General features: G+C 33.4%; 12 protein-coding genes and 3 pseudogenes. 4 read left to right on the top strand and 11 right to left on the bottom strand.

Going from position 1 to position 13855, the window contains the following annotated elements; genetic code table 11:
* Positions 1 to 76: 76 nt before the first annotated feature.
* The 3 genes from AAGD39_RS03910 to AAGD39_RS03900 are packed head-to-tail and all read right to left on the bottom strand — an operon-like array spanning position 77 to position 3581.
* Entirely contained in the window at positions 77 to 1855 is a 1779-nt protein-coding gene (locus AAGD39_RS03910; protein ID WP_341756113.1) for a toprim domain-containing protein, read from the bottom strand.
* Positions 1828 to 2181: a hypothetical protein gene (locus AAGD39_RS03905; RefSeq protein ID WP_341756112.1), complete on the bottom strand. Its 354-nt coding sequence runs from the start codon at positions 2179 to 2181 to the stop codon at positions 1828 to 1830. Before AAGD39_RS03905 ends, AAGD39_RS03910 begins: the two co-directional genes overlap by 28 nt.
* Positions 2182 to 2198: 17 nt before the next feature.
* A complete protein-coding gene (locus AAGD39_RS03900; protein ID WP_341756111.1) occupies positions 2199 to 3581 on the bottom strand; it encodes a MobA/MobL family protein in 1383 nt (460 codons plus the stop codon).
* A 318-nt stretch (positions 3582 to 3899) separates the two neighbouring features.
* Here AAGD39_RS03900 and AAGD39_RS03895 point away from each other — a divergent pair.
* Positions 3900 to 4951: pseudogene (locus AAGD39_RS03895) on the top strand (IS110 family transposase).
* 582 nt (positions 4952 to 5533) lie between these two features.
* On the opposite strand, the gene AAGD39_RS03890 reads toward AAGD39_RS03895, so the two are convergent.
* Both AAGD39_RS03890 and AAGD39_RS03885 read right to left on the bottom strand, forming a co-directional pair.
* Positions 5534 to 5917, bottom strand: coding sequence for a hypothetical protein (locus tag AAGD39_RS03890; RefSeq protein WP_341756110.1), 384 nt, complete (start codon positions 5915 to 5917; stop codon positions 5534 to 5536).
* Positions 5918 to 5975: 58 nt separating this feature from the next.
* Complete coding sequence (locus AAGD39_RS03885) at positions 5976 to 6926, bottom strand: IS481 family transposase (protein WP_341756043.1); 951 nt, start codon at positions 6924 to 6926, stop codon at positions 5976 to 5978.
* A 148-nt stretch (positions 6927 to 7074) separates the two neighbouring features.
* Between AAGD39_RS03885 and AAGD39_RS03880 the strand changes: the two genes are divergently transcribed.
* The 3 genes from AAGD39_RS03880 (at position 7075) to AAGD39_RS03870 (ending at position 9647) form a co-directional block, all read left to right on the top strand.
* The gene (locus tag AAGD39_RS03880) at positions 7075 to 7653 is read left to right on the top strand and encodes a recombinase family protein (RefSeq protein WP_341756109.1); all 579 of its coding nucleotides are present in this window, start codon (positions 7075 to 7077) and stop codon (positions 7651 to 7653) included.
* 30 nt (positions 7654 to 7683) lie between these two features.
* The gene (locus AAGD39_RS03875) at positions 7684 to 8739 is read left to right on the top strand and encodes a recombinase family protein (protein ID WP_341756108.1); all 1056 of its coding nucleotides are present in this window, start codon (positions 7684 to 7686) and stop codon (positions 8737 to 8739) included.
* A gap of 155 nt (positions 8740 to 8894) precedes the next feature.
* Positions 8895 to 9647, top strand: a complete 753-nt coding sequence (locus AAGD39_RS03870; protein ID WP_341756107.1) for an IS5 family transposase — start codon at positions 8895 to 8897, stop codon at positions 9645 to 9647.
* Here the strand turns inward: AAGD39_RS03870 and AAGD39_RS03865 are convergent.
* From AAGD39_RS03865 to AAGD39_RS03840, 6 genes and pseudogenes are all read right to left on the bottom strand, one after another.
* Positions 9644 to 10780: a reverse transcriptase domain-containing protein gene (locus tag AAGD39_RS03865; RefSeq protein ID WP_341756106.1), complete on the bottom strand. Its 1137-nt coding sequence runs from the start codon at positions 10778 to 10780 to the stop codon at positions 9644 to 9646. The genes AAGD39_RS03870 and AAGD39_RS03865 overlap by 4 nt on opposite strands.
* 688 nt (positions 10781 to 11468) lie before the next feature.
* Positions 11469 to 11600 (bottom strand): hypothetical protein, encoded by a 132-nt coding sequence (locus tag AAGD39_RS03860; RefSeq protein WP_341756105.1) that lies wholly within the window; start codon positions 11598 to 11600, stop codon positions 11469 to 11471.
* A gap of 40 nt (positions 11601 to 11640) precedes the next feature.
* Positions 11641 to 12284: pseudogene (locus AAGD39_RS03855) on the bottom strand (IS5 family transposase); the annotation flags it as partial.
* Between the two features lie 4 nt (positions 12285 to 12288).
* Positions 12289 to 12951 (bottom strand): IS630 family transposase, encoded by a 663-nt coding sequence (locus tag AAGD39_RS03850; protein ID WP_341756104.1) that lies wholly within the window; start codon positions 12949 to 12951, stop codon positions 12289 to 12291.
* 54 nt (positions 12952 to 13005) lie between these two features.
* On the bottom strand, positions 13006 to 13329 hold the full coding sequence (locus AAGD39_RS03845; protein WP_341756103.1) for a helix-turn-helix domain-containing protein: 324 nt from the start codon (positions 13327 to 13329) through the stop codon (positions 13006 to 13008).
* A gap of 58 nt (positions 13330 to 13387) precedes the next feature.
* Positions 13388 to 13589: pseudogene (locus AAGD39_RS03840) on the bottom strand (transposase); the annotation flags it as partial.
* Positions 13590 to 13855 lie beyond the last annotated feature (266 nt).

Genomic DNA, 13855 nt, shown 5'->3' with positions numbered 1-13855 from the left:
GCTAAATCCCATTTTTCTGGTAAGATATTTTCATTGATAGTACCATTAAATTCTAATCTACTTGGATCAATAACGGTTAACCAATACGACCATTAGCCTCATTAATCATTTGCCCTATTGTTCTAGCTGCTGTGATACCTGCTTGATCATTATCAGCCCAAACCACTACCTCCCTACCGGCAAGTTGCTGCCAATTCGCTTTACCTGCTCCATTACTACCACCTAGCCACGATAGTACAATATAATCTGGCAGTAATTCTTGTGCTTTATCACAGGTTTTTTCACCTTCTACTATCAAGATAGTCCTCCTTTCATCTTTTATTTTATCTATATGATAGATTGGTTTATAACCATTATCATTAAAACCCTTTAACCGCCATGCTTCTTGATTTAATGCCTCATTACGGCAATAGCTAACTGGTAGTACTTGCTTCTTGCCATCTTGACGGCTGCTCAATCTCACTGTTAAACCTATCAGTTGCTTTTGATTATTTCTGTAATAATAGATGCCATCAACAATGTTACTTTTTAGCAAACCAGCCAAATGAAGTTTTGGATCGAATTTAGTTGCATAGTCAGGAACACAAGGTTGTGCATACCACTCATTAATTGATTTTACCTCTTCATGTCCCTCTCCATCTTGTAGTTGCTTGTTATTGTAGCTTCTGTAATTATCATTGTGATAATTATTATAACACTTATTTTCTCTACCACTAATAGCATTATTGTTATTTTCTTTAGTACTAATACCAGCCATCGATGCTACTCGCTCTAACGCTTCTAATTTACTACAGTACAGAGCTTTCTGAACAAAAGAAAATATATTACCTCCTTCTCCAGTGCTATGACGTATCCATAATCCTGTTCTTAAATTCATCGTTAAACTACCAAGGCTAATCTCAGAGCCACTCTTTTTAAACCTTACATTTTCACCATTAATCCTTCTAGCATAACTCTCAAAAATACTACGATAATTATATTCGGTTAAACTTTGCCTAACTTCACTAAAGTCTAATCTGTTATTTCTAGTTGTATTAACTCTATTATATTCATTAGTTTTATCTTTGTTAGTTTCTATTTCAACTTTACTTTCTTTTGTCTGTGTTTTATCAATTTTAATTGATAGGATGCTATTTATTTCTTGTTGATGTTCACCTTGTATGTCAACTGGTTTAATTGATTTATCCAGTTTTATATTATTAATATATCTATAATATTCATAAATAAGACCTCGCAGCTCGTCTGTTTTTACTATTGCTGACAAATTTTCTATATTTAATTTGCCATCCTTTTGTAAAATATCAAGCTGATCTAAAAAGCTCTGTTCATATTTATTAGGCAAACTATCAGTTAACAACGTTATTTCTGCTGATAAGCTCTCAAGTAGCTTCTGATAATTTCCTGCCGTTAGTTTATCTTGTAGTTCTTGTGCTTTAATTGCACCTTGTTCATAATTTCTGAACCTTTTAGCTACAACCTCAAAATTGCTAATAGCATCTTTCCGACGCCGGCTAATACCCAAAATGTTACCAAAGCCAATACCTCTAAGATTACCCAATAATTTAGGATTTTGCTTTACTTTAGAAATGGCATCTGCTAATTGCTCATGCCGGCATTCTACTAACAAATTTTGCCATTTTTGTAGTATTTCTGATATAGGAGTTTTATATATACGACTTAAGAATTCTGGGAATAATTGCTCCCGATAATTAGTTATTTCCTCTAGCTCTTTTTTTATCTCTTGATGTTCAAAATTAGTCTTCTGTAATAGTTCAGTTTTTTCTATTAATGACAACTTAGTTTCATTAATAAATTCATTCAAATCAGCTAAATTAGTAGTAAAATATTTAGCCAATCGGTATTATTATTGCTTGTATCAACTATATCTTGGCTATTTAGTATATTTGGTACGGTGATATTCTGAGTCCTCAAACCATAACAAATCTCCATCATCTTTCTCCAATGGCTACTTGCAATTAAGGTTGCTCCTTGATTGATTTTTTCAAAGAAATATTTATCAAATGAATAGCCAGCATGCTTTTGAATCGTCTGATAATTTAAATCAAGTTGGATAATTCTATCAACCATACTTACTTGATCCTTAACATCAGAATTCTCAACAGCTTTATCCTTAACACTACCGTGATAATTATCACAAATAATTTTAGCCCATTGTTGCAATTCTCCTTTGCCTTCTACTAGCTCTTCATATATAGTTTTAAGTATCTGTCTATCATAGAATCTATTGTCCTGTCATCAATAGACAAATTATGGTTCTGACTGTGTTGTAATTCTTCTACTGTACCAATAAATCTCTGCTCTAACTTTACCCTTTTGGTTAATGCATACAAAGTACGACCTCTTAAATCACTAGGATTTATTAAACCAATCTTATCAGATGCCAATAAATTACTATAGAGACGCATAAATTCTGTAGAATATGCTTGATTTAATAGCTCGACATTTGATAGTCCTGTACTATTATGACTACTATGATCAATAGTAATACTGCCAGTAGTATTACTATCTTCTATAGTACTATTGTTAGATACTTCACTATCTTGCTTACTACTACCATCTGCTAAAACAGTTAAATCTTGGTTAGGACTTTCCGTTACATTTTCTGTTACTAACTTTTCTGCTACTAATTGTTTACCTACCTCTCTTAAACGTTTCTGAAATTCTTGTTTATCTGCTTGCCCTGACTCAAGGTATATAGTTAACGCATCAGATAATGCTGTAGCAATTTCTTCCCTAGTAAAAACTGGCTTATTAATCGATAATTTATCAAATACTAATTCTAGATTTGCTCTAATCTTGGCAGCATTTTTTTTTAGTATTTGTTCGTTTATCAACCTTAATTTTGAGTCTTTTATATAATGTGATGCTCCTTCATGGATAGTTGGGATTAAATCAATGCCCCGTGCCTTATGTGATAAATGTGATACTCGATCTAAATGACCGTATTTTTCTAAATACAAGTTGATAAAATGAGCTACATTTTCTCGGTAATAATATAAAAACTTTTTCCTTCCCCAATCACGTCCTTTTTCACCAAAAATTACTTGGTCGTTTTCTAGTGAACGTATTAGCTTTCTGGTAGTCATCTGAATATGGGCATGTGGATTATCTTCATTGTCATAATGAATGTTTACGTCTGCTACCATGCCATGGCTAACTAGACACTCCAAAGCAAATTGTTCGGTAAGCTCAATATTCTGCTGTAAGGTTAATTCTTTCGGTAAAGCTATGATCAGCTTTCTAGCTGTTTCAGCATTTTTTCTTGTTTCGCTACTTTCTGCTCTGTTCCATAATTCTTGTCTATCATATACCCAACTAGGAGCATCATCTGGAGCTAGAATTATGCTATGAGCGAGTCCTTTTCTACTGGTCAAATTATAGCTAGTAGTTTGTTTTCTTCCCGTGCTACTCTCAGTGGTAATAAGTTGCAATTTACTTCTTGAAATGTAGCTACTTGCTGCAACTGCATTGTGTCCTTTGCTTCTTTGTACTTCTGATTTGCTACAGTGATATATTGCCATACTATCTAAGCCGTAAGTTTTGGGTAATAGCAATGACAAGAACCGAATCTTTGAGCGCAGGCAAACTAGGTTTACCTAGTTTGCCCAAGTGCGCCTACCGGAATTCCAGCTGTAAGTGCTAAAACCTTGTGCGTAAATAAATCAGCTTATTTTGTGTGGTAAGGTTGATATAGGCAGCAAAATGCTCCTTAAGAGGGGGGTAATTTAGGTAAGATAGGTGAGTGAAGAAAAGAAAGGTAAAAAAGAAAATGGTTTATCTAAAATAATGGTATGGACCTACCCTATATACAGAATGAGAAGCGTATGCTAATCTTCTAGGATAGGAAATGAATCCTAAACAACAATAAGGAGGTCCATATGGAAGTTACCACAATTGGTATATAGATATTGCAAAAAGAATTTTTCAAATTCACGGTGTAGATAAAAATGGCAAGACAATATTAAAGAAAAAATTAATGAGAGAACAGGTTTTAACTTTTATGGCTAACGTACCAAAATGTCTAGTAGGCATGGAAGCTTGCGGTGGAGCTAGCTATTGGGCAAGAGAATTAATAAAATTAGGTCATAATGTAAAACTAATGGCACCACAGTTTGTTAAGCCTTATGTTAAAACCAATAAAAATGATCAAGCTGATGCAGAAGGAATATGTGAGGCAGTAGCAAGACCTAGTATGAGGTTTGTACCCATTAAAACTGTAGAGCAACAAGATATTTTATTTATTCATAGGGTAAGGCAGAGATTGGTAAAAAATCGTACTGCACTTGCTAATGAGATTAGAGGGCTATTATATGAATTTGGCTTTACTATTCCGCAAGGAATCAATAAGATTATAACAAAATTAACTGAGATTTTAGACGAAGGGGATTTAAGTCAGCTAAGCTACCAAACATTTAGTGATTTAAAAGAAGAATTTGTAGAAAATGATAAAAAAATAAAAGAGCTAGAACAACGATTAAAAATCATAGCTAGCCAGTATAGTAATCACCAACAACTAATGATGATACCAGGTATAGGTTTAATAACTGCCACAGCCTTAATAGCCTCAATAGGTAATGCTAGTTGTTTTGAAAATGGTAGGCAATTATCAGCATGGCTGGGATTAGTGCCAAGGCAACACTCTAGTGGTGGCAAAAATAAGTTGCTTGGTATTAGTAAAAGAGGTGATATCTATTTACGTACTTTGTTAATTCAAGGGGCAAGATCCATTCTGAATAGCAAGATAAGATTTACCACGGAAGAACAAAAATCTAAAAAAGATTATAGCAAGTTTACTGAGTGGATGTTTAATTTATCTGAGAGAAACGGTCATAATAAAACAGTTGTCGCGGTAGCTAATAAGCTAGCAAGGGTGGTATTTGCATTACTCAGTTCAGGTGATGATTATACCGAGAGTAAAGTTTGTAGTTAAAAAACTACTCCAAATAATTGATGAAATGACATTATTGCGAAGAATGATAATATTGATGGTAAATAAGACGAACCTTAGCTTACAAAAAAACTGATTTAGCTAAGGGCTATTTATAAGTCGATAAAATAATAAGTATAAGTTTGTAAGCCAGCGAATTCCATCAGGGCTATAGGATAAATTGCTTGATTTATTGTCTATAAGCCGGATACATGCCTGCATTCGATTTTTTTGCTGTTATATATTATTTTTTTCTTGCATTGTTGGGTAGGTCCATACATAGCTATAGGTAGAAAATATGAGTTAGGTGTAAAAAAAGAACGGTATAAATCTAAACAAAATTTGAAAAGGTATAAATTACAAATATACTGGAAATACTTAATGATTTTATAATAATATAAAACTGCTTGAAAGGCAGATTGAACTAGTAAAAGACTACTTTTGGTGGGTAGTTTTTTATCTGAAATTTGCTAAGGTAAGTAAGATCGGTAATAAAACCAATAAATTTAGATTTCAGTTAGTCTTCAGGAAAATAACAATACAAGACTAACTGAAAAAGTAGTGGAATCTATATCTAGTTTATATTTATTCTATGTAGTTATAAGTCTCGGTTAATAACTCTAATAGTTTATGATAATTAGAATTCATATCATATTTTTCGTGGTCATAAAAACTTAACATTATTTTGCTGACAATCTTTTTATTCTTTAAACTTTTTACAAGCTCCTCTGCCTCATTATGATACAACAAAGTGCCATTAAGCGTTATTTCGGTTAGAGTCCTATTAAGTTCTAAAGCTTTACAAAGTTTAAAACCACCATTAGGACCAATATGATTATTATCGAGATGTATTCGCTTGAGAGTCCTATTATTTGCTAAAAATTTGGCTAGTATGTCTGCTCCTTGATCGTTAATATCATTATGTGCAAGGTTCATTTCGTCCAAAGTAGCCAAGTAACCAACTCCCATTACTGAGAGTCAGTCCTCTAAGAACCGTGTCTACAGTTACAATAATATTGCAAACTCTCTAGGTGTTTAGTCCCAGGGAGTGGAGGTTAGGGTTAATAATAAATTTATTTGGATCAGATGTCCATGTTTTTATGATAAATTCATAAGGAGTTAAACCTTTAAGAGCTTTAAGTCTTTTTGCGAAATTGTAGGCATTGATAAAATCATATAAATGTTGTTTAAGTTGCTGATGATTGTCATAATAAAAACGTTTAACAGTTGCTTCTTTAATAGTACGATTCATACGTTCTACCTGTCCATTAGTCCATGGATGATTAACTTTTGTTAGCCTGTGTTCAATATTGTATTCATAGCAAATACGATCAAAAATATGCATCCAAGCATGCTTATCTACTGTTCTGTTAGTAAATTGAATACCATTATCTGTCAAAATAGTATGAATTTTATAAGGTATAGCTTTAATTAAATTACGAAGAAATTGTGCTGTTTCTGTCTTGGTACATCTTGGTAAAAGTTCTACATACACAAACTTTGAAGTGCGATCAATAGCAACAAATAGATAGAGTTTACCTTCTTCTGTTTTGACTTCAGCAATATCTATATGGAAATAACCAATTGGATAAAGTTTAAACTTCTTCTTGGTTTTGTTATTTCCTTTTACTTCCGGTAACCTACTAACATTATGGCGTTGAAGAAGTCTATGTAAAGAAGATCTAGTAAGCTTGGGAATACTAACTTGTAAAGCATATAAGCAATCATCTAAAGATAATAAAGTGTGTTTACGAAATGCTATACACATAGCTTCTTCTTCAGAAGTTAATACTGTAGAAGATGGTTCTTTGGGACCCATACAAGTATCTTGTAATGTAGTTCGTTTCTTCCACTTAGCAACTGTTTTAGGATTAATAGAATATTTTCTTGCTAAAGTCTTTAAGCTCTCTTGACTATTTTGGATTGCGAAACGTATTGCCTCTGTCGTTTTGGCACAGCCGTGTAATATTTGTCCCATAATTCCTCTCTTGATGGTAATTCTTTATAATATACAACATTACACCCTGGGACTAAACAACTAGAAAAAAGTATAAAGTGAAAAATAAAGAATCTGAAATGAATATTGAATTGAAACCTTGTTTAACCATTTTTCGAGAAAATTTAAAATGATAACAGCAGCATTATATGCAAGGGTATCTTCGGAGAAACAAGCTCAAGAAAATACAGTAGCAAGTCAAGTAGAAGCTTTAAAATCGAGAATAATTGCTGATAGTTTACCTCTATTAGACGAGCATCAATTTATTGATAATGGTTATAGTGGCTCAAACCTTGTTCGCCCCGCATTAGAAAAACTACGTGATCAAGTTGCAGCAGGTATAATAGACAAAATTTACATTCACTCACCTGATCGATTATCGAGAAAATATGCATACCAAATGATTTTAATAGAAGAATTTGAGAGGTATGGTGCGGACGTTGTTTTCTTAAATTTTCAAAAATTGAATGAAAATCCAGAGTCACAGTTATTATTACAAATGCAGGGAATGATTGCTGAATATGAACGTTCAAAAATTATGGAGCGACATCGCCGGGGAAAAATTCATGCAGCAAAAAGAGGTTCTGTCAATGTACTTTCGGTTGCACCCTATGGTTATCGTTATATTGACAAACATACAGGTCAGGGAGAAGCCTCTTTTGAGGTTATTGATGATGAAGCAGAAATTATAAGAAAAATGTTCAACTAGGTTGGAAAAGATCGCCTAACCATTGGAGAAGTGATACGCCTGTTAAATAAGGATAAGATTTTGACCAAGAAAGGCAAAATGTGGTGGGATAGAAGTACGGTTTGGTACATGCTAAAAAATCCTACCTATAAAGGGCAAGCTGCATTTGGAAGAAGAAAAACTGGAGTAAGATTATCCTACATAAGACCACGAAGAGATTCGAGCGAGCAGCCAAAAAACAATTCATCTAGGTATTCTGTGGATAAAGAAGATTGGATTTATATTTCTGTACCTACCATTATAGATGAACAATTGTTTGATGCTGTACAAGAGCAAATAGAAGAAAATAGAAAAAGAGCAAGAATTCATAAAAAAGGTGAAACCTATTTACTGCAAGGTTTGTTAGTATGCAAGTATTGTGGGCGGGCTTATTGTGGTGGGAAATCTACAAAACGTTATGCAAAAAATGAGACTGTTTATTTATATTATCGTTGTACTGGCACAGATTCTGCTTGCTTTGGTGGCACAAAAATGTGCAATAATAAACAAGTGGGTTCTACTGCAATAGAATTGGTTGTGTGGGAAGAAGTAAAAAAAATGCTAAAAAATCCCAAGCGTATTTTTGAAGAATATCAACGACGTTTGGTAGAACTGGAAAAGTCTCCTATAGATGAAGCATATGCTTCTCTTGAAAAACGAAAAATAAAATTAGAAAAAGGTATTTCATTGTTGATTGACAGTTATGCACAACAATATATTATTAAAGATGAGTTTGAGCCAAGAATCCAAACTATGAGACAAAGTCTAAAGAGAACTCAAGAGCAGCAAAATAAATTAGTTGAGAAAGAAACTTTAACAAAAGAAATAGGGTTGATTGTTACTAATTTAGAGAATTTTACAGTCGGAATTGATGAGAATCTTGACAAATTGGATTGGCATGGTAAACGAAATATGATTAGATGTGTGGTGAAAAGAATCGAAATTGGAAGTGAAGAAATCAATGTTGTGTATAAAGTAAACAAATTGCCTGAGTATAAAAATAATATCAGTGTGCAACATTGTTGTAACCGTGCTTGCAACTTTTATTGCACACGGCTCAAGTTCTAGGTAAGGCAGCATTGCCACCCAGCAGTCTTATACTCAACTCAGGACTAAGATTATCCACTGTTAGTCTAGGTTCTGTGAAGTTTTGTAAAAAAATAAATTAAAAAGAAGGAGAGGTAGTGTATTTTCTATTTTAGACAATCAAAAACACTACCGGAATGAATTATCATATAAAAATCAGAGAATGGCAACAAATTATTGAAATATTAAGAAAAAGAAAAGATATAAAAACAAGAAATGAGGATAAGCTTAGACGATTTATTGAAGCAATATGGTACATAACACGTTCAGGATGCCAATGGCGGTTGTTACCGAGTGTTTATGGTTCATGGCGAGCAGTGCATATGAGGTTTAAAACTTGGTCTAATAAAGGAATATGGACCGATTTGTTTGAGCAAGTACAAGCTAATCCTGACATGGAATCAACAATGATTGACGCTACTATAGTTCGTGCCCATGCATGCTCAGCAGGTTATAAAAAAGATAGCCAAGATCAAGAAGCTTTAGGGCGTAGTAAAGGAGGTTTTACTACTAAAATCCATGCCTTAGTTGACGCTCTTGGTAATCCTTTAAAGTTTATTTTAACTGCAGGTCAAAGACATGACATTACACAAGCCAACTCATTGGTTAAAGATATTAAAAATACTATGCTCCTTGCCGATAAGGCATATGATAGCAATGCTTTTATTGAGCAGCTTGAAGAGCAAAATTGTATAGCTGTTATTCCATCAAAAAAGAACCGAAAACAGCAAAGGGAGTACGATAAACATATCTATAAAGAACGTCATTCGATCGAATGTTTTTTTGGTAAAATTAAACATTTTAGACGAATTTTTTCGAGATTTGATAAAACTGCTACTGCTTTCTTGTCTTTTTTGCAATTTGTTGGAGCTTTTATATGGCTTCGTTAGAAAACTTCACAGAACCTAATATTGTCCGTCTTATCTCTGTATTTAAAGTAATCTTTAAACTTAGGATTAAATGGACTTACTTCACTCCTGATTTTAATGTGCCGTCTTATAGAAGTTTCACTTGCTTTGTATAGGTAGAGAGGAATTTTATTTCCTTTCTTATCTTTAACTATAGCATGAAAATTCCAATTATTTAGCCCACGTCTAATGTAGTATTTCTTAGTAGTCCAAGATTTACTTTTATTAGGGTGTCTTCGTAATATCCAAGACTTAAGTATTGTATAAACCATGTAATCCACATATGAAAAAGCCCTAGACGACACAGCATTACGAAAATAATTAGCCCATCCCCTTATTTTAGGGTTTAATAGGTTTATCAAATCTTCTGTCTTTGCTGAATAATTATCTTTAATTTTACTCCTAATGTCCTTTAGAAATTCTTTAATATTTTCCTTTGCAGGTTTTATTAATAGTTTCCCTTTATACTTACGTACATTAAAACCTAAAAAATTAAAGCCTTCGTCGATGTGGGTTATTTTAGATTTCTCTTGCGATAGCTCTAATCCTCTTTCTGCTAGGAATTCTGTTACAATTGGTATTACCTTTTCTTTCAGCACTTCAGGTGAACTTCCTGTAATAACAAAATCATCCGCATAAGAGATAAAGTTGATCTTTTCTTTGGCTCTCATTCTTATATTGCTGCTTCTGATTTTCTGTTCGATTCCAGATAATGCCATCAATGCTAAAGTTGGCGAAATAATACTTCCTTGACCAGTTCCAAGCTCTGTGGGATATAACCTTTGCTTTTCCATAAATCCAGCTTTTAGAAATTTCCTAAGGATTTGTTTATCCATAGGAATATTTTCTAGTAGCCATTGATGTGAGATTTTATCGAAGCAGGCATGTATGTCTCCCTCAAAAATCCATTCAGCAGATCGCTTTCTAGATAGTACAGTAAAGCATTGTTCACTTGCATCTTTCGTGGATCTTTTCGGTCTGAAGCCGTAGGAATTTAAGTCAGCTCTTTCTTCTGCTATTGGTAGTAAAGCTATGTGCCACAGGGCTTGCATTGCTTTATCTCTCATAGTTGGGATCGAAATTGGTCTAAATTTTCCTTGTTGCTTCTTAGACACATATATCCTCCTTGACGGTAATGGTTTATATCCATGTCGCTTAAGTAATAGAGCAGCTTGTATTTTCTGTTATGTTCTCAGACCCCGGAGACCTCACATTTATCTGCCTATTTATGATATTTGTGATATTGCTTTCCTGTACAACAAAACAGTCTGCGATCTCGAAAAAAAAATTTACCGAGGCTCAATCACTTCAACCCTTTCCGGCTTACAGCCTATAACATCTCTGTCTACGCTTAGCCGATTATATTACTATAATCCACTCAAGACTCGATACTTAGTATGTTAGGTCGACACTTCTAGGGCTGTTCTTTCAACAGCTAGTTTATTTGCACTTCGTGGCACACTGTTGTTGATCTTTAATATCGGTCTCCATTGTAATTACTCCCTATTTTTTATCTATAAAAATGGACACTGAGGTTAGATTTAAAAATTTTCCGATTCTTTGCTTCTAACCTCGGTGATTGACACCACACCACGTGAGTCATTACTAATATATTACCCTCATCACTAACAGAGTCTAGAGAAGTTTTAGTACTAGGTGTTTTTTTATAAAATTCGATAAGTCTGCGGCAAAACGGAGACAGTGGGTAAAATTATTGTTATAGTTAGGGAATAAATAGTTATAGTAAAATTTAGTTAACTTTTTTGTAATAAGGCTTTAATAGTTTTTTCTTTGTTGTAAATATTAAATATTATCTAATTCCTTCTCTAGATTCAGTTCTTCTGCCTGCTGTTTAGCTTTATTGTAATCTCCATTGGCAAAATAAGCATCAGAGTAAGTTAAATAAAAAAGTATTTTTGTTCTATTATCAGCCATTTTTTCAATTAAACTAGTATATTTAGAGCTTGTCCGCAAACTAAGTAATAGAAGTAATCCTACGAAGAAGTAATCGACTCATAGCCAAAAAAATTATATTTTCACTAGAATCAGTAAGAAAATCATATTCCTTGGAGAGCCTTCTATTTCTATTTATCCAAGCAAAGATTCTCTCAACAACCCATCGCCTTGGCTGTACTTTAAACCCAACTTCCCTTGTTGGCAATAGTTCTAGTGGTGTACTTTTTGGTATCCAAAATCTGCACACTGGTCGTTTAACAATTTCTAAATCTATGTTATACTTTTCCTTAATGAGACCCTTTAAATCTTTAGACTGATACCCCATATCAGCCCACATTTGTTTAATAGTAGTGTACTCTTTTTGCATGTTACTGAGTAGCACTGTAGCTCCGTATCGATCATTCTCATTCGCAGAACCGACATAACAACCTAACACCAAGCCTTGTGTATCGGTAATAATATGCCTCTTTCTGCCCTTAATTTTCTTAGCTCCATCATAACCTTTAGCTCCCCTTTTTCTGTTGTCTTGACAGACTGACTATCTATTATGCAAGCACTAGGATATTCATTTCTACCTAATTTTCGTCTAACATCCTTGATAAGTTCATGGTTCATACGTTCAAATACACCTTGCTTCTTCCATCTTCTAAATTGTTCATATACTCAATTAACCTGAAGAGTTGCAGAAATGGTTAACGGTAATAGTTTGGAAATTATCGTTTATTAAGGTACGTAACCTATCTTTATAATCGGCGATGTTGCTGAAAAATTTGTTTATTGCTTCCGAAAATTGTTCAAAATTATGATAAAATTTATTATTAGTTGTAATACTATGCATAAACTTCCATAATCTCTCAATTGGGTTAAGATTTGGACTATATGGTGGCAAAAATACTAGCTCTATTTTACTATTTACTAGGTATTCTTTAACTTTCTTGGATTTGTGGTAACTAGCATTGTCACAGATTAAATATATTCTTTCCTTGTCACTATTCTCCTCTTCCAATCTCTGTAGAAAATTAACTATCTGCTCCCCATTTATTTTGGGGTTCTCTGTCCTTACTAACTGTAAATCAGCTAGATTAATAGCACCAATCATGTGCTTTCTTCTCCAGCCACTGAATGTTGGTAAGGTCTTATCTTGCTTCTTTCTTATCCAACCGCACCTTGCCCTTGCTTGATACTGAGGATGAACACCATCCATAAAATATATGGCTTCCTTATCTCTGAGATTCCCTTTTAGTAAACTGTAGTTTAACTTAAATAATTCTTGCTTGTCAAAATCCAGCTTAGCCGGTACTATTTTCGGCTTCTTGTAAACAAAACCCAATTTGTATAGTAATTTTGTTACTCCCGTTATCGTATATGTTACCCCATATTTGTTCTAAATGTGATGCATGATATCTTTAGCATAAACATAATTATTTGCTTCTAGGTGACTCGCTAATTCTTCCCTCTCACCATCACTTAATTTGCTTGTGCTACCTCCATTGTTGGTATCAAGCTTATTGGCTTTTTGATAATCAACAATATGTTTTCTTATCGATTCGTGGCTCAAGAGTAGTACCTTAGCAATCTCTACATTACTATACCCATCGTCATACATCAAAACTGCCTTAATACGATCACGTATGCGTCCGTCTCGTTCTGTCTTATGACGTTCCTTCAACTTTTCTCTTTGTTCTTCTGTCAATACATTCTTACTCATAATGTCCTAAACTCTACAATATCTCTCCTATCTTTGCAACCCTTCATTTACGAGCAGTATATACTGTCTTCCAAATTGGAAAGTCATGCGGCATATATCTCCACTGACACCCAGTACGTAATACATAAAAATGCATTCAAAATCTCTCTTTTGCTATGTTTTAAAGGTCTACCTCCCTTTACATACGATACTTGAAACAACCCCTCTATCCTTAACCATTCTTCATCTGTTAAATCTGTTGGATAATTTTTTCTGCTCATTCTTTTATACTTCTTACTAATAATACTTTGTTCACTTCATCATACCTTAATTTTAGTTTGCGGACAACCTCTAACTATTTATAATAATAACAGAAATATTACTGATACCCCAAGTATTATTAATTTAAGAGTATCCAGCCATATACTCATAAAGCATAACTAATCATAAATAGTTAATTAATTTAAATTAAATTATAAAATTTGTTGCTTTCCAAAATAAAACATGTTAACATACCCGTCGTGAACCTTTATATGGAATTATATTT

It is taken from the genome of Candidatus Tisiphia endosymbiont of Nemotelus nigrinus, assembly GCF_964026475.1.
In the GTDB taxonomy this organism is placed as follows: Bacteria; Pseudomonadota; Alphaproteobacteria; order Rickettsiales; family Rickettsiaceae; genus Tisiphia.
This window is presented reverse-complemented; position numbering and strand designations above follow the sequence as displayed.